General features: G+C 64.7%; 16 protein-coding genes. All 16 read right to left on the bottom strand.

The features are described 5' to 3' along the window. Positions 1 to 77: 77 nt before the first annotated feature. The 16 genes from ACVWWQ_RS08525 to thiL all read right to left on the bottom strand — a co-directional run bounded on the left by ACVWWQ_RS08525 (position 78) and on the right by thiL (position 17109). Positions 78 to 1301: an FtsX-like permease family protein gene (locus ACVWWQ_RS08525; RefSeq protein ID WP_133948105.1), complete on the bottom strand. Its 1224-nt coding sequence runs from the start codon at positions 1299 to 1301 to the stop codon at positions 78 to 80. A gap of 1 nt (position 1302) precedes the next feature. Continuing rightward, entirely contained in the window at positions 1303 to 2601 is a 1299-nt protein-coding gene (locus ACVWWQ_RS08520) for an ABC transporter permease (protein ID WP_133948107.1), read from the bottom strand. A 75-nt stretch (positions 2602 to 2676) separates the two neighbouring features. Beyond that, on the bottom strand, positions 2677 to 3906 hold the full coding sequence (locus ACVWWQ_RS08515; RefSeq protein WP_133948109.1) for an FtsX-like permease family protein: 1230 nt from the start codon (positions 3904 to 3906) through the stop codon (positions 2677 to 2679). 7 nt (positions 3907 to 3913) lie between these two features. After that, the gene (locus ACVWWQ_RS08510) at positions 3914 to 5218 is read right to left on the bottom strand and encodes an ABC transporter permease (RefSeq protein WP_133948111.1); all 1305 of its coding nucleotides are present in this window, start codon (positions 5216 to 5218) and stop codon (positions 3914 to 3916) included. Between the two features lie 37 nt (positions 5219 to 5255). Further along, a complete protein-coding gene (locus ACVWWQ_RS08505) occupies positions 5256 to 5759 on the bottom strand; it encodes a nuclear transport factor 2 family protein (protein WP_133948113.1) in 504 nt (167 codons plus the stop codon). A gap of 81 nt (positions 5760 to 5840) precedes the next feature. Continuing rightward, positions 5841 to 7097, bottom strand: a complete 1257-nt coding sequence (locus tag ACVWWQ_RS08500) for an ABC transporter permease (protein WP_133948115.1) — start codon at positions 7095 to 7097, stop codon at positions 5841 to 5843. A gap of 10 nt (positions 7098 to 7107) precedes the next feature. After that, complete coding sequence (locus ACVWWQ_RS08495; RefSeq protein WP_133948117.1) at positions 7108 to 8430, bottom strand: ABC transporter permease; 1323 nt, start codon at positions 8428 to 8430, stop codon at positions 7108 to 7110. A gap of 124 nt (positions 8431 to 8554) precedes the next feature. After that, the gene (locus ACVWWQ_RS08490) at positions 8555 to 9787 is read right to left on the bottom strand and encodes an FtsX-like permease family protein (protein ID WP_133949311.1); all 1233 of its coding nucleotides are present in this window, start codon (positions 9785 to 9787) and stop codon (positions 8555 to 8557) included. Positions 9788 to 9797: 10 nt separating this feature from the next. After that, positions 9798 to 11111, bottom strand: a complete 1314-nt coding sequence (locus tag ACVWWQ_RS08485) for an ABC transporter permease (protein WP_133948119.1) — start codon at positions 11109 to 11111, stop codon at positions 9798 to 9800. 152 nt (positions 11112 to 11263) lie between these two features. Further along, positions 11264 to 11983, bottom strand: coding sequence for an ABC transporter ATP-binding protein (locus tag ACVWWQ_RS08480; protein WP_133948123.1), 720 nt, complete (start codon positions 11981 to 11983; stop codon positions 11264 to 11266). Between the two features lie 177 nt (positions 11984 to 12160). After that, complete coding sequence (locus ACVWWQ_RS08475) at positions 12161 to 13432, bottom strand: efflux RND transporter periplasmic adaptor subunit (RefSeq protein ID WP_099653333.1); 1272 nt, start codon at positions 13430 to 13432, stop codon at positions 12161 to 12163. A gap of 173 nt (positions 13433 to 13605) precedes the next feature. Beyond that, positions 13606 to 14187: a hypothetical protein gene (locus ACVWWQ_RS08470; protein WP_133948125.1), complete on the bottom strand. Its 582-nt coding sequence runs from the start codon at positions 14185 to 14187 to the stop codon at positions 13606 to 13608. Positions 14188 to 14286: 99 nt separating this feature from the next. Next, complete coding sequence (gene hemP, locus ACVWWQ_RS08465) at positions 14287 to 14493, bottom strand: hemin uptake protein HemP (RefSeq protein WP_099653334.1); 207 nt, start codon at positions 14491 to 14493, stop codon at positions 14287 to 14289. Positions 14494 to 14566: 73 nt separating this feature from the next. Continuing rightward, positions 14567 to 15541: a potassium channel beta subunit family protein gene (locus tag ACVWWQ_RS08460; RefSeq protein WP_133948127.1), complete on the bottom strand. Its 975-nt coding sequence runs from the start codon at positions 15539 to 15541 to the stop codon at positions 14567 to 14569. An 87-nt stretch (positions 15542 to 15628) separates the two neighbouring features. After that, the gene (locus ACVWWQ_RS08455) at positions 15629 to 16144 is read right to left on the bottom strand and encodes a phosphatidylglycerophosphatase A family protein (RefSeq protein ID WP_133948129.1); all 516 of its coding nucleotides are present in this window, start codon (positions 16142 to 16144) and stop codon (positions 15629 to 15631) included. Next, positions 16141 to 17109: a thiamine-phosphate kinase gene (thiL, locus tag ACVWWQ_RS08450; protein ID WP_133948131.1), complete on the bottom strand. Its 969-nt coding sequence runs from the start codon at positions 17107 to 17109 to the stop codon at positions 16141 to 16143. Before thiL ends, ACVWWQ_RS08455 begins: the two co-directional genes overlap by 4 nt. Positions 17110 to 17115: the final 6 nt, after the last annotated feature.

Raw genomic sequence — 17115 nt, 5'->3', positions numbered from 1 at the left:
GGAGCGCACCCTGTGCGCGATGGCTCTTGCGTGAAGAGCATCGCACCCAAGGTGCGCTCCTGCAGGTATTGCGCTCATCACACCGACCTCGTTGCCACAACCGGTGGCACCGCCGCCGCCCGCAAAGCGGGGCCCAGCACCGCCAGCTGCCCGATCAGCCACAGCACAATCGCGCCCACCGGGAAATAGACGGCCGGAAGTCGCGGCAATTCGTAATGCAGCATCAGGAACAGGTTGATGCCGTAGGCCAGCACCATGCCGAGCACGATGCCGATCGTGGCGAGCAGGAAATTTTCGGTCTGGAAGTAATGCAGGATGTTGGCGCGGGTGGCGCCCAGCGCGCGACGCACGCCGATGGTGCGGCGGCGTTGCGCGACCCAGAAGCTGGCCAGGCCGACAATGCCCAGCGCGGTCACCGCGAGCAGCGCGATGATGACGCCGACCAGAATGCCGGCCATGGCGCGGTCGTTCTGGAAGAAGTCGCCGCGGATGTCATCGAGTGTCTTCTTGTCCAGGATGATGCGGTGCGGGTCGGCCTTGCGCAGCGCCTTGGCGGCGGCAGCCAGCACACTTTCGCGTTGTCCGGGTGCCGTGCGCAGCACGTAGCGCGAGGCGCTTCGGGTACTCATGCGCAGCGGAAAGATCATCGTCCACTGCGCCGCGTCGTCACCCATGGACAGGGATGGCCGGATCAAGGCCTGCACCACGCCGATCACGCGCACCGAGGTATCCCCCAGATAGATGTTTTTGCCCAGCGCGCTCTGCCCGGGCCACAGCCGCTCGCCCAGCGCCTGGGTGATCACCGCCGAACCGACCTTGCTCTGCAGGTGGGGATCGCCCTGCATGTCGTCGAATTCCATGTATTCGTCGGCATTGAAATCACGGCCCGCCACCAGCTTGCTCCCATAGGTGCGGATCAGGCCCTCGCCCATGTACATGGTGGCGTTGAGCGTGGGCAGCTTCTGTGCGGAATCGAGCCTGACGCTGGTGTTCGACGAGCTGTTGGTGAACGGCACCTGGTTGACCAGCGCCGCCGCGGTCACGCCGGGGACCTGTCGCAGCAGCGCCAGATCCTCCTGCGCCCGCGCCTTGGCATCGGCCGGCTTGCCGATGTTGGCGACCTGGATCTGCACCAGTTGATGTTCGGCCACGCCGCTGGCCATCTGGTCGCGCTGCAGACGCTGGCTGATCAGGAACACCGCGTTGCAAACGATGGCGCAGGTCAGCGCGACCTCCAGGATCAGCAGCAACGCGGGGATCTTGTGCCGGCGCAAGGTGGAGAAGATGGGGCGGATATCCATGTCAGTTGCTCTTCAGCTGCAACGCGGGGGTGATCAGGCAGGCGCGCCACGCTGGCAGCAAGCCGGCCAGCAGGGTGGCCGCGATGGCAGCGGCGAAGGTCGCCAGCAGCATCGGCAGATCCAGGTGCGCCAGTGCGGCATAGTCCGAGGGTTGCCGACGCACCAGCCAAAGGCCAAACAGCGCCAGCAGCAAGCCACCGACGCCGCCGACGAGACCGACCACGCCAGCTTCGACCAGCAATTGCGCGAATAGCGAACGGCGCGACGCGCCCAGCGCGCGGCGAATGCCGAGTTCGCCCGAGCGGCGCAGGAATTTGGCCAGCATCAGTCCGACCGTGTTGACCAGGCACACCAGCAGAAAGCCGAACGCCAGCCATACCTGCAGATGCACGTCGCCGGGTACCACCTTGTTGTAGTCGAGCCAGCCCATCACGTCGCGCAGGCGGACATTGGCCGGTCGCTGGAAGCGGCCCAGCGATTTCTGATCCCGCGAGTAGTTCAGCAGGAAAGCCTGGTAGGCAGCCGCTTCGGCCGGCGTGTCCAGCTGCACCCAGAATTGCAGCCAGGTGCAGGTCGCCGTTTTCATGTTGTTGCTCTGCCCCTTGTCCCAGCAATCGGTCGAGCCATTGCGGGGGAATTTCAGATCCGTCGCCGTGGTCAACGGAACGAATATGCCCTCGTCGTCGGAGTAACTGCCGGTGTTGAGATCGTAGAAATGCGGCGTCGGTCGCCAGCTGTCGAGGACGCCGACGATGCGAAACGCCACGTCGTCCATGCGCAAGGTCTGCCCGGTGCTGTCCTTGCCGTCGAACAGCTTGTCGTTGAGCTTGCGGGTGAGCACGGCCACGCGCCCGCTGGCTTCGTCGTCGGTGGCATTCCAGCCGTGGCCATAGAGAAACGGCACCTCGAACATCGGAAAGAAATCGGCGGTGGTGTAACGCGCGTCCTCGAAGAACGGATCGATGGCGGACTGCGCTGGCTGGATCGGTATCGCGCCACCGGTCATCAACGCCTGGTAACGGGCGCGCTTGGCATGCAGCAGCGCCATGCCGTCGATCCAGGTGACTTGCGCCGCCGGCTCGTCCTGCGGCTTGTAGCCAGCCATGTCCTGCGGATCGAGTTGGGGATAGAACAGCTTGCTGCTCTTGCCCGGCAGCGGATCACCCGACAGCACGTGCAGCACCGTCAAGGTGGTCATGCTCGCACCGATGCCCAGCGCAATGGCCAGCACCATCAGCGCGGTGAGCGCCTTGTTGCGCTTGAGGCTGCGCAGGGCCAGGTCGAGGTAGTAGGCGAACATGTTCCAGATCTCTCCGTTCAACGCATCACTGTCGGCAGCAATCCGCTTGGGGGCGGCTTCGGCGGATATCCGCCCTTACGCGCTCCGCGTCGCCACCACCGGTGGCACGCTGGCAGCGCGGCGCGCCGGACCAAACACCGCGAGCTGGCCAAGCGCCCACAGCGCCAGGGCGCCACCGGGCAGGTAATACCAGGGCATCCGATCCATCTCGTAGTGCTGCATCAGGTAGACGTTGATGCCGAAGGCCAGGGCCATGCCGAGCAACACGCCTGCCGCGGTGAGCAGGAAGTTCTCGGTCTGGAAGTACTGCATGATGTGGCCACGGGTGGCGCCCACCGCGCGGCGGATGCCGATCTGCCGGCGCCGCTGGCCGACCCAGAAACTGGTCAGGCCCACGATGCCGAACGCGGTCACCGCCAGCATCACCACACAGACCAGCACCAGCATCCAGGCCATGCTGCTCATGTCGGCGAAATAATCGTGGCGGATATCCACGTAGACCTTGCCCTTGGCGACTGCCGCCGGATCCAGCGCGGCCAGTTTCTGTTCGGCCTCGCGCATGATCCGGTCGCGATCCTGCGGCGCGGCGCGCAGGATGTAGTAACCCAGGGCGCCCTTGCTGCCCGCCGCACTCATCGGGAAGTACACCGCCTCGTAGGACTTGCCGGTGTTCTGCGTGTACACGTTCGGGCGCAGGACATCCTCGACCACGCCAACCACGGTGTAGTAGAAAGGCTTGGAATAGATCGTCTTGCCCAGCGCCGACCCGGTTGGCCAGAACTGTCTGGCGGCGCTTTGAGTCATGACCACCACATGGGTCTCGGGCAGGGGTGCGGTGTCGAACTTGCTGCCGGCCAGCTCGTCGTCGCTGAAGAACCGCCCCTCCAGCACGTGCAGTCCCAGGGTCTTGTCGCCGCCCTCGCCGATGAAATACAGCGACACATTGACGTTCTTCTTGTTGGCGATGACCGAGTCCGGGGTCACCCCGAAGCTCCAGCCCCAGTTGTTGTGGCTGAGTGGCAAGCTGCTGGTGACGGCCGCCTGTTGCACCCCGGGAATGCCACGCAGGGCAGCAAGATTGCGCGGGATGTCGCTGCCGACGAGCTTGTCGTCGATGCCACGCAGCGCGACGGATACCAGGCCCTGCTCGTCGATCGCGTTGGGCAGGCGGATGTCGCTTACCCGCTTGCTGATCATGAAGACGGCGTTGCACAGCACCGCGCAGGCCAGCGCGATCTCCAGCACGATCAGGATGGCGGGAATGCGATGCTTGCGAAGGCTGGCGAAGATCGGTCGGATTTCCATGATGACCTCAGGCCGCTTTCAGTTGGGGAGCGGGTGCCAGCACGCAGGCACGCCAGGCTGGCAGGATGCCGGCGATGAGGCTGGCCACCAGGGCCACGGCAAAGGTGAACAGGAACATCGACAGATCCAGGTGCGCGAGGCTGGCGTATTCGGCCGGCTGGTGGCGGATGCCCAGCAGCCCGAGCTCGGCGAACAGCAGCCCCAGCAAGCCTCCCGCCAGGCCGACGATGCCCGCCTCGACCATGAACTGGGTGAATATCTCGCGCCGGGTGGCGCCCAGCGCACGGCGCACGCCGATCTCCTGCGAGCGGCGCAGGCACTTGGCCAGCAGCAACCCCACCGTGTTGACTACGCAGATCAGCAGGAAACCAAACGCCAGGCCGGCCTGCAGGCGTACATCGTCGGGTACCACCTGCTCCTGTCGCAGCCAGCCCATCAGGTCAAGCAAGGACGTTTCGGTACGCTGGAAGCGCCCCAATGCGACCTGCTGCCTGACGTAGCCGTCGAGGAAGGTCTTGTAGCTGGCCACCGCCTCGCTGCTGTTCAACTCGACCCAGACACCCAGCCACTCGCATGGCGCGGTCTCGAGGTGGCGGATGTCCGGCACCGCGGCGTAGCACTCGGTGTCCTGTGGTCCCATCTCCATCGCCCGCGCCGTGTGCAGCGGCAGAAACACCGCATCGCCATCGCCGTAGCTGCGTCCACCCAGATTCTGCGCATAGAAGCGCGGCTGCGGCGCCCACGGCTTGAGCACCCCGACGATGCGCAAATCATGATCATTGACACGGATGATGCGACCGACGCTGTTGGCACCATCGAACAGCTTGTCGTTGAGGAAACCGGCAATCACCACCAGTTGCGCGCGACTGTCGTCGTCCGCCGCCGTCCAGCCGCCGCCGTATTGGAAGGGTGCGTCGAACATCGTGAAGAAGTCCGCGGTGGTCATCACCGCATCGTTGAAAGATGGATGGGCGTTGGCCTGCTTCGGCATGATCTTGGCTTGCGTCAGCGCCATGACGGCCTGGTGCGTGCCTCGTCGCGCATGCAGCAGATTCATCGCATCGGGATAGCTCATGATCGAGTCCGGCTTGGATTGCCCCTCGATGTAGCCATCCTTCGAACCGGGATCGATCTGCGGGTAGAACAACTGCGCGCTCTTCTGCGGCAACGGATCGCCGGACAGCAGCCGCAGCACGGTCAAGGTGGTGATGGTGGCTCCGATACCCAGCGCAAGCGCCAAGACCATCAGCGTGGTCAGCACCCGGTTGCGCTTGAGGCTGCGCAGGGCCAGATCGAGGTAGTAGGCGAACATCAGCAGGCTTCCGTGGTCGTCTTTGGCTGGAACCGGCTCATCGGGCAGTCCGATGGCCGTAACTGAGAACCCGCGTGATCTGCCATGCGTCGCCCTGATGGCGCCACACGATCACGAAGTCGGCGATGCCATCGCACTTGCCGGTATCGAACTGGCAAAAGCGGTGCACGCCCTGTTCGATGGCACCGAAATCCCTGATCGGAAAAACCTTCAGGCTGCCGGGAACCAGTTCGCGACGAAAATGGCCGCAGACGTTCTGCCTGGTCTTTTCGATCATGGCCTTGCGCGTCCAGGTGACCCCGCCGGTGTCGTGATAGAACTCGACGTCGGGCGCAAAATAACTGGCATGCTTTTGCAGTTGCGCGGGATCACTGCAGTGGTTGAACGCGTCGAAAGTGGCGCTGTCGAGTGCCGATATCGTGTCAAACAAGGCGTCGGCGGAGAGCTCCATCGCCGGCCGCGCTTCCGCCGCTGAAGCAACGGGTGATCCGGACAGCGCAAGCGTCGGGAGGGCCATCATCAAGGCGACAAATCTGTTCATGGGACTATCCACAATCGACGAATATCGAATCCACGTCCGCCGGCGACAGGCTGTGCACCGGCGGTCCTGGCCAACTGCTTTCTAGACCGCGCGCGTGGCCACCACCGGCGGCACGTTGGAGGCGCGCCGTGCCGGCACGAACACCGCGGCCTGCCCGATGCCCAGCATCACCAGCACCCCGGTGAGTACGTACATGACCGGGATGCGACTCATCTCGTAGTGGCTCATCAGCCACAGGTTGAGCCCTATCGCCAGCAGCACGCCGATCACCACACCGGTGCCGGCGATCAGCAGGTTCTCGATCTGGAAGTAGTGCAGGATGTCGATCTTGCGTGCGCCCAGCGCACGGCGTACGCCGATCTGCCGATGGCGCTGACCGACCCAGAAGCTGGTCAGCCCGACGATGCCGGCGGCGGTGACGGCCAGCAGGATCAGGCAAACCACGCCCATCAGGATCGCCATGCCGCGGTCGGCCCGATAGGCCTTGTCGCGGATATCGGCGAACGAGCGCACGCTGTCGTCGTCGAGCACGCGCATCGGATTCACCTTGTACAGTGCCGGGGTCACCGCCTTCATCGCCGCATCGAGCCGGCCTGGCTTGGCCCGCACGACATAGCGAGAGAAATTCGCGTTCAGGCGAACCGGCGCCAGGGTGGCGTTCCAGGCGGATTCGTCGCCGGCGCCGGTGTTGGGCACCTGCATGCGCTCGATCACGCCGATGACGGTGACCGGCACGGTGCCGCCATTGAGGTAGACCGACTTGCCCACGGCACTGCCGGTCGGGTACAGCTTGTCGGCGAGTGCCTTGGTCAGGATCACGATGGTCGGATCGCGCTGGTCGCGAAAGCCCTGATGCTGGACGTCACCGGCGTTGAAGGCACGCCCCGCCACCAGCCGCACGCCCAGGGTGGACAACATCTGGTCGTCACCAAAGTAGTAGGTCGTGCGGGTGAAGCTGCGACCGCCGCTGCGCGGATCACCGGGTTTGTCGGCAATCGCGCCGTTCCACGACGAGCCGAGCAACGGCATCGAATTGATCGCGGCCACTGACGCCACATCCGGCAATTGGCGCAAGGCTGACAGATCCTCCACTTGCATGGCGTCGAGTTTGTCCACGCCGCCGGGCGTGTCCTCGCCCGGCGCGCCCACCCACTGCTGGCTGACCAGGAACAGGTTGCTTTCGTCCAGGCCGGTCGGGCGGTTCACCCGCTCGATGCGCTGGCCGATGATGAACACCGCATTGCAGACGATCGCCAGGGTCAACGCGATCTGCAGCGCAATCAGGACGACGCCGGCCTTGTGCTTGCGCAACGCGGCGAGGATGGGATGCATAGTCATCGGTCGATCCTCAATTGGACTTGAGCTGCCACGCGGGTTGCACGCGTGACGCACGGAAGGTGGGATAGAGCCCGGCCAGCAACGTCGCCACCACGGCGACCACCAACGAGATCACCAGCAGCGGCAGGTCGACTCGCGCCAGCTTGGAAATGCTCTCGGGCAGGACCAGGCCCACGCTGGCCACGCCGACACCGGTCAGCAACAAGCCCAGCAGGCCGCCGGCCGCACCGACCACGCCGGCCTCGGTGAGGAACTGAAGGTAGATCGCCTTGCGCGGTGCACCCAGGGCGCGGCGCACGCCGATCTCGCCGCTGCGGCGCAGGAACTTGGCCAGCAACAAGCCCACCGTGTTCACCAGGCACACCAGCAACAGGCCCAGCGCCACCAGCAGTGACACCTTGGTGTCGCGCGGCACTACTTGCTCGTGTTCAAGAAAAGCCGGCAGATCGCGCAGACGGTTGTTCGGCGCCCAGCCGAAACGCCCGGCCTTCTGCTGTGCTTCTGCATAACCCTGCAGGTAATTGCGGTAAGTCGTCACCGCCGCCGCATCGGGCAGCTCGGCCATGTAGGCGATCCAGACACAACTGGAACGCTGCAAGCCGACAAAGCCGGATTCCTTCGGCGTCTCCACGCAGTTGGTATTGCCGTCATTGGGAATGCCCATCGCGATGGCCCGCTCGAACGGCACGAACACATCCTCGACGCCTTCGTTGAAGCCACCACTGTTGACCACATCGTAGAAGCGTGGCTGCGGATTCCAGTTGTTCAGCACACCGACCACGCGGTAATCCCGGCCTTCGATGTTCACCGTGCGGCCGACGCTGTTGACGGCGCCGAACAGCTTTTCGTTGAGCTTGCTGCTGATCACCGCCACCGCCGCGCGCTGCGCGTCGTCGTCCGCACTCCAGCCGCTGCCGTACAGAAACGGCACGTCGAGCATCGGAAAGAATTCGCTGAACACCGCATGCCCGCTGACATTGAGCGGATGCTTGCCGGCCTGCGCCGGCACCACCGACGGCGCGATCTGGTACATCGCCGACTGGCGCTTGGCGCGATGGTCGCGCATCAGTGCCAGCGCGTCGGTGTAGTTCATTGCGTCCGAAGGCTCGTTTTCACCGGAGTTGTCGTGCCCCTTCGGCCCCCAGGCATCGATCTGCGGCACGAACAGCTGCGACGACTTCCACGGAATCGGATCACCCGATACGGCGCGAAACACCGAATAGGTGGTCATCGACGCCGCGACGCCGAAGCCGATCGCCAGCACCATCAGCAAGGTCAGGCCCGGACTTCGCTTGAGGCTGCGCAGGGCCAGTTCGAGGTAATAGCTGAACATTCCACGTACTCCATGAGTTGTCTCCTCCCGCTGAAACAGCGGGAGGTGGGGAGAAGTTGCCTTTCGCCTGGGCAAAAACCCCCTTCCCCGGCCCTCCCGTGCTCGCGCGGGAGGACGAAAAGCATCAAACCGAGCGGGTCGCCTCCACCGGCGACACACGCGAGGCTCGCAACGCCGGCGCCAACACGGCGCCCTGACCAAGCAGCAGCAACACGACCACGCCTGCCACCACATAGGGCAGCGACAGCCGTGCCATTTCGAACTGGGTGACCATCCACAGATTGATGCCAAAGGCCAGCACCGTGCCGGTCAGCACGCCACCGATGCCGATCAGCAGGTTCTCGGTAAGGAAATAGCTGACGATGTCGTTCCGCGTGGCACCCAGGGCACGACGCACGCCGATCTGCTTGCGCCGCTGGCCGACCCAGAAACTGGCCAACCCGACGATGCCCGCCGCGGTGATCGCCAGCAGCACCAGGCTGACGATGCCCATCAGGATCGCCATGCCCCGATCGCGTGAGTACGCGCGCTGGCGCACCTGGGCGAAGCTCATCACGCCGTCCTTGTGATCGATGATGCGCATGCGGCTTTGCGCATACAGCGCCTTCGGCGCATCGCGCATCGCCGCGTCGAGCTGACCGGGACGCGCGCGCACCAGGTAATAGGTGTAGTCGTTCAGCAGTCGCGCCGGCACCAGCACCGCGTTGTAGGCGTAGGCGTTTGCCCAACTGCTGATCATGTGTGCCTGCAAGGTATCGGTGATGCCGATGACCGTGGAGGGCGCCGAGCCCATCGACACGTAGATGGTTTTGCCCAGCGCCGAACCATCGGGGTACAACCGCTGCGCCAGGCCCTTGCTGATGATGACCTGGGCGGCATGCATCGCGTCGCGCGGTTGCTGTGCCGCCACTTCGCTGGCGCTGAAATTGCGACCCGCGATCAGATGCGTACCCAGCGTCGCCAGTGTGTGCTCATCGGAAAAGAACATCGCCGCGTCGGTGGTCATCTTCGGCTGGTCAGGGCGCAACTTGATGTAGTTGTCCCAACCGGTGCCGCGCAGCGGAAAACTGTTGGTCGACGAGGCGTCCTGCACGCTGCCGAGTTGGCGCAGCGCGATCAGGTCCGCCTGCATCTGCGCATCGATGCGCTGCGGATCGGACTTGTCCGCCCAGTCGCTGCGGATCACGAACAGGTTGGTTTCGTCGACGCCGCTCGGTCGCGACATCCGCGCGGTGCGCTGCTGGATGATGAACAGTGCATTGCAGACGATCGCCAGGGTCAACGCGATCTGCAGAGCGATCAATACGGTGCCGGCCTTGTGATGGCGCATGGCGGCGAGGATGGGCTTGATCTGCATCATGGCGTCCTCAATTGCTCTTCAACTGCCATGCCGGCTGCACCCGTGCGGCGCGCCAGGCGGGGTAGAACGCCGCCAGTACGGCTGCCGCGATGGCGACTAGCAAGGTCATGGCCACCAGCGAGAAGTCCAGGTGCGCGAGCTGCGCGATCTCCGGCTCGAACAACAGGCCGACGCCGAACATGCCCAATGCCGTCAGCAGCAAGCCGAGCACGCCTCCGGCCAGCCCCACCGTGGCCGCCTCGATCAGGAACTGTCGATAAATCTCCCGGCGCGGCGCACCGAGTGCGCGGCGCACGCCGATCTCCGCCGCACGGCGCAGGAACTTGGCCAGCAGCAGGCCGATGGTGTTGACCAGGCAGATGACGAAGAAACCCAGCGCCACCAGCAGCGAAATGCGGCTCTCCGGTGGCACCACGTGCATGTGATCAAGCCAGTCGGTGACGTCGCGCAGGCGCACGTTGGGTGCCCAGCGGAAGCGACCGGCACGTTGCTGTTCGGCAGCGTAGTGAGTGAGAAATTCGCGATAGCTCGTGACGGCAGCGGGGTCGGCCAGCTCCACCCACATCGCCACCCACACACACTCGCCATGCAGCCAGGCATCGCGCCCGACACCCAGGTCCGTATTGCTGCCGCAATTGTTGCGTCCCGCGGTGTCCATCTCCGCGTCCACCGCGCGAGCAAACGGCAGATACACCTGGACCGGATCACCGAACTGGTTGCCGCTGAACAAGTCGTAGAAGCGCGGCTTGGGGTCCCAGTGTGCGGTCACGCCGACGATGCGGTAACTGCGCCGATCCATGGTGATTTCACGGCCGACGCTGTCCGCGCCGTTGAAAAGTTGCTGGTTGAGCTCGTGGCTGATCACCGCCACCGCGGCACGACCCTCGTCGTCGCTGGCATGCCAGGCGCCGCCGTATTCGAACGGCACGTCGAACATGCCGAAGAAGTCCGCATTGGTGGCGTAGCCATCGGCAATGAACGGAAGGCTCTGGTTGCCCGCGGGCAGCACCGACGGCGCCACGTCGTAGAACAAGGTTTGATGGGTGGCCTTGTGCGCCGCGACCAGCGCGGTGGCGTCGGTGTACGTCAGTGCTTCCGGCGGCTCACCATTTTCGTTGTACTGCGGGCCACGGTTGTCGACCAGCACGGTATACAGCTGGGATGACTTGCCGGGAATCGGGTCACCCGACACGGCACGAAACACCGACCAGGTGATCATCGAGGCCGCCACGCCGAAACCTATCGCCATCACCATCAACGCCGTCAGCGCCGGGTTGCGGCGCAGGCTGCGAAGACCGAGTTGGAAATAGTAGACGAACATGCGTCGATTCCTGTGGATGACGGCGTTGGTGGCCACGCGAATTCTTCGTGGGAGCCCGCTCGCGGGCGATGCCCTTGTCTTGATGCCCGATGAAGAGTCGAAGCAAAAGCATCGCCCGCGAGCGGGCTCCTACGAGCGAGCACGCACGGCGCTCAGCCGTGAACTTCGTCGGCAGCAGGATGCGGGACGTGGAAGCGCGGATCTTCGGACAGTTCAACGACCTGCCCGTCAATGACGTGCACGTTGCGCTGGGCGCGAGCGGCCAGTTCGGGGTCATGCGTGACCATCACGATGGTGGCGCCGTCGCGATGGATCTCCTCGAGCAGTTCAAGCACGCTGCGGGCCATCTGGGTATCCAGGTTGCCGGTCGGTTCATCCGCCAGCAGCAGGCGCGGGCTGCCAGCCAGTGCGCGGGCGATCGCCACGCGTTGCTGCTGACCACCAGACAGTTCGGCCGGGTAATGCTTGGCACGCGAGGCCAGGCCGACGCGCTCCAGCGATTCCATGATCCGCTGCTTGCGCTCGGCGGCTTTCATGCCGCGGTAGCGCAGCGGCACCTCGATGTTGTCGAACACGTTGAGGTCGGGAATCAGGTTGAACGCCTGGAAGATGAAGCCGATCTTCTCGTTGCGGATCTTCGAACGCGCGTTGTCGTTGAGGTTGCTGACCTCGATGCCGTCGAGGTGGTATTCACCACCGGTGAAGGTTTCCAGCAGGCCGGCGATGGTCAGGAAGGTGGTCTTGCCCGAGCCGGACGGGCCGGTGACGGCGACGAACTCGCCTTCTTTCACGTCGATGTTGAAATCGCGCAGCGCATAGGTCTCCACCACTTCGGTGCGGTAGACCTTGGACAGGTGGGTCATCTTCAGCATGGTTGTTCCTCGGTGGTGGTATTCGTCTATGGAGCGGAAACAGGGAACGGGGGACAGGGAACGGGTGACTCTTTGCCGATGCGGTGTCTTGTCTGCACCGACCTCCCTAAAGGCCGGATCGTTACGCAACGTCGCCTGACACGTTGCCCGTTCCCTGTTCCTCGTTCCCCGTTTTCATCAATTGCTGATCGCGACCGTCGCCGCACTCTTGAAACTGTCGGTACCGGAGATCACGATCTTGTCGCCTTCCTTCAGGCCTTCGAGGATCTCCACCTTGTCGATGCTGGAAGCGCCGACACGGATCGGGGTTTTCTTGGCGATGCCATCGCGCACGACATAGGCATAACTGCCACCGGATTCGTCAACGAAGGAACCGCGCTGCACGGTCAGCACGTTGTCGCGCTTGTCCAGCAGCACGCGCACCGACAGGCGCTGGTTCTGGCGCAGCTGTTTCGGCGTCTCCCCTTCGAAGCGCAGCCGCGCCGCGACCTGACCATTGACGACTTCGGGCGAGATCGCACTGACCAGGCCTTTCCAGGTGTGACCATTGCCGCTGATTTCGCCGCCCATGCCGATGCCGAGGTCACGCGCGAAGCTCTCCGGCACCTGCATCTCCACCTGCAAGGCGGAAAGGTCGATCACGCTGAGCAGCTGCGCGTCCTTCGCCACGGTGGCGCGCTCGGCGATGAACAACTGACCGACCTGGCCATCCACCGGCGACTTCACGTTGAGGTCGTCCACCTGCCGCTGCAGATCCTTCACCAGCAGAAGCTGGCGCTCATGCGCCAGCTTCTTGGCCTGGATGTCGAAGCTCAGGCTGGCGTTGTCCATGCCGAGGTCGGCATGCGCATGCTGCAAGGTGATCTTCGCCTTCTGCAGCGCATCTTTCGCTCGGTCCACGTCCATGCCGGGCACCGCACCCTTGCCGAACGCCTTCTGGTTGCGATCAAGATCGCGCTCGGCCGCCTGCGCATCGACGCTCGCGTTGTCATAGGCCTTCTGCAGTTCGCCGCGCTGCTTGCGCGCGTCGATCTGCGCGCGCTGGTATTCCACTTCCATCGCGTCGGCGTTGCTTTGTTCCTGGGCCAGCTTGTTGGTCAGCTCCGGGCTGACGATGGTGGCCAGCACCTGTCCGATCTTCACCGTGTCGCCGGCATGCACCTTCAGCGTGACTGCACCACCGGAGGTGGCATACAGGGTCGGGCTGACCGCCGCGACCACCTTGCCTTCGGCAGCGATGTCGCGCACGAACGGGCCGCGTTCGACCGTGGCGAAGGCCAGCCGGGAGCTGCTGACCGAGGCGGAGGCCGAAAAGAGCCGGCCGATACCGGGGGCCAGCCACACCAGCAGGGCGAGCACCAGCACGCCGGCGCCGGCCAAAATCAGCTGGCGCTTGCGGTTGGGTTTGACCTCGACCAGTTTGTCCTGAGCGGAAGTGTCGCGAATCATCATGCCGTTCCTGACCGCGTACAGCGCGGTTGCCAACGGTTCTCTGCAATCCGCGTGCCACACTCACAGCATCAGATGAATCGCTTGAAATCAACCGCTTGCATCAAGATCGAACGCGGCCCGCGTGTCCGCGGACACTCTTCGGACAGCCGGACGAACACGGAAACTCCTGCTCAGTCGCTGAACGCCGCCTGCAGCGGGACCGCCTCGGCGCGTGCGATCTGGTCGGCAAGTTGTCGGCTCAACGATGAGATCGGAGTGCGCACTTCGGCGCCAAGGACGGTGAGACCGGCCAACCGACGGACGTGAAAACGCAACACTTTGGCGCACGCCGGACGCGGTTGTCGCAACCAGCGCGAAGGCCGCTCCGCCGGCATCGCCCGGCCCTGCTCGAGCAGCCGATCCCACGCGAGATAGTCCGTATCAGGCAACAAATACAGGCGGGCACAACTGCGGCCTTCGCGATCCAGGCAATCGATCCACTCGCGCGGCCCTTCGACCGTAATGGTGCTGGCTGCAGCCAGGGTACGGGTCTGCAGCAACGGCACCAGCTGCATCATTTCCACCAGCAAGCCGCACGGCAACTCGCGCAGCACCGAGCCCTCGGGACACATCGGCACATAGAGCACGCTGCCCAACTCCGGCAAACCGTCAACCACGCGCTCGGGCGTGGTTGGCAGGCTGCGCCGGTTGAGCGACGGGGCCGACCTGGTCCGCTGCAGATCCTGCAGCCGGTGGACTAACGAATCGAACATCGATCACCTCGGGCAGGATGTGGCCCGGCTGGCGCCGGACCGGCGCGCTGGCTGAGGCAGAAGATGCGCATTGCCCGCGCAGATGCGGGCAGCGAAGCGTTACTTGGTAAGAATCAGCTTGTCGTTGCGGGTGAGGCGCAGGTGGTATTCGCTGCCCTGGTGCTGGATCACCAATTCGCGCTCGCCCTCCAGCAGGGCATGGCTGGAGACGCGGCGTGCCGATACCGGGCTGACCGCTGGCAACGACGGTACTGGCCGCTGGAGCGACCGGGAAGACATGGGCTGGCTCAGGGACAAGACGGACATGGGCAAATCCATGAAAGTGGAGTGACGTCAATGATGATAATGATTCTCATTTGACTGTCAACTCCCGCTCCGCTCAAGCCGCCTCGACGATGCTCCGGATTCGCTGCGCCACGCCAGCGTCCAGACGCGGCAGCACCTCCAGTGCGGCGAGGTTCTGTTCCAGTTGCCCGAGTCGGCTGGCACCCAGCATCACGGTGGACACATGCGGATTGAGCAGGCACCACGCGATCGACAATTGCGCCAGGCTGCAGCCCAGTTCATCGGCGATGGGCTGCAGGGCGCGGACCTTGCCCAGTCGTTCGTCGCCCTTGCCCAGCACGCTTTCGCGCAACCAGGTGTAGTCGGCTTGCGCCAGGCGCGAATCCGGGGGCACCCCGTCGTTGTACTTGCCACTGAGCAAGCCTGAAGCCAGCGGCGACCAGGTCGTGGTGCCCATGCCGTATGCGTCGTATAGCGGCGCGTATTCCACTTCCACCCGCTCGCGATGCAACAGGTTGTACTGCGGCTGCTCCATCACCGGCGCATACCAGTGGTTTTCACGCGCGAGCCGATGCGCTTCGTGGATGGCCTCGGCCGGCCATTCGCTGGTGCCCCAATACAACACCTTGCCCTGGCGGATCAGCGTATCCATCGCGGCCGCTGTTTCGGCAATTGGCGTATCCGGATCGGGACGATGGCAAAAATACAGGTCGAGATAATCCACGCGCAGGCGCTGCAGTGCCTGGGTGCAGGCTTCCATCACATGCTTGCGCGACAACCCCCGCTGGGTCGGCAGCGGCTTGTCCACCGCGCCGAAGAAGACCTTGCTGGACACGCAGTAGCTGTCGCGCGGAAAGCGCAGGTCGGCCAGCACGTCGCCCATCACCTGCTCGGCCACACCGTTGTTGTAGGTCTCGGCATTGTCGAAATAATTCACGCCGCGCTCGTGCGCGAGCGCCAGCATGTCACGCGCCTGCGCGCGCCCCACCTGCTTGCCGAAGGTGACCCAGGCGCCGAACGACAGGGCGGAAAGTTGCAGGCCGGAAGTGCCTAGGCGACGGTATTGCATGGAGATCTCCTGGAAGCGGGATGGCGGATTCGGGAAGCTTACGCCTCGACGCGTGATTCTCCGCCCGGCATGCAGGTTGCAGGCTTTTTACCCGCCCTGCACCAGCGCGAGCAGGCCGAGTGCCAAGACGAGCGCCGCGAACATGCCGGCGACCACGTCGTCGATCATCACGCCCATGCCGCCCTTGACACGGCGATCAAGCCAGCTGATCGGCCAGGGTTTCCACACGTCGAACAAGCGGAACAGCGCGAAGCCGACGGCGATCGTCCACCACGGTGCCGGCCACACCAGCAGCGGCAGCAGTGCGATCCACTGACCGATGAACTCGTCCCACACGATGCTGCGATGATCGGCCACGCCCAGCGCGCGACTGGCCCGGTTGCAGGCCCAGACACCCACGCCGAAACCGACCACCAGCACCAGCACGTACAGCGGCAACGCCAACTCGCGCAGCAGCAGCCAAGGCAGCAGCGCAGCCAGCGAGCCAAACGTACCCTGAGCCACCGGGGTCAATCCCGAGCCGAAACCGCAGGCCAGCCAGCCGGCCGGCGTGGCCAGCAAGGCGTGGCGCTGATCGGCGCTCAATGTTTTCTTGGCGCTCACGCGAAATGCTCCCAGCCGGCATGGTCGGTCGCCAACCATTCGCCATCGAGGCCGCGCACGCGCACGTCCTCGCCTTCCACGATGCGACCGATCCTGGTCACGCCACAGCCCAACCGGGCAAGATCGGCCTGCACGTCCGCCACTCGCGACGCGGGCACGGTGAAGCAGAGTTCGTAATCGTCTCCACCGGCCAGGGCGAACTGCAGCGCCGCGGCTTCGGTGTACAGCGCCATCAGTGCCGAGGAACGCGGCAGCAAGGCCGCATCGATTTCCGCGGCGACGCCGCTGCTTCGGCAAATATGCCCAAGATCGGCCAGTAGCCCGTCGGAAACATCGACGCAGGCGCTGGCCTGGCCGCGCAGCGCAACGCCCGCCGACAAACGCGGCGTGGGCCGATTGAGACGTTCGATCAGGAAGGTGCGCAGGCTGGCGCGGCTGTCGTCCTGCGCCAATGGCTGCTGCAATGCCTGCAGACCCGCCGCGGCATCCCCCAGCGTGCCGGTCACCAGCACCGCATCCCCCACCCGTGCGCCGGCACGGGTGAGCGCCTTGTCCGGCGGCACGAAGCCATGCACGGTCACGCTGATCGCCAGCGGCCCGCGAGTCGTGTCGCCGCCCACCAGCGCCAGCCGATGCGGTTTGGCCAGCTTGCCGAAGCCGTCCGCGAAACCCTCGATGAAGGCGGCGTCCGCCGTCGGCAGGGTCAACCCCAGCAATGCCCACGCCGGGCTCGCGCCCATCGCGGCAAGGTCGGAAAGATTCACCGCCAGCGCCTTCCAGCCGATGTCGGCCGCCGCCGTGCCGCGCGGGAAATGCACGCCCTCGACCAGGGTGTCGAGCGCCACGGCAAGATGCTGACCGATCGGCGGCACCAGTATGGCCGCGTCGTCACCGATGCCCAGGTGCACGTCGTCGCGCGACTGCGCGGTACGTTGCCGAAGCAGTTCGATGAGGTCGAATTCCATGGGCCT

The sequence above is a fragment of the Rhodanobacter sp. TND4EL1 genome (genome assembly GCF_054061035.1).
This window is presented reverse-complemented; position numbering and strand designations above follow the sequence as displayed.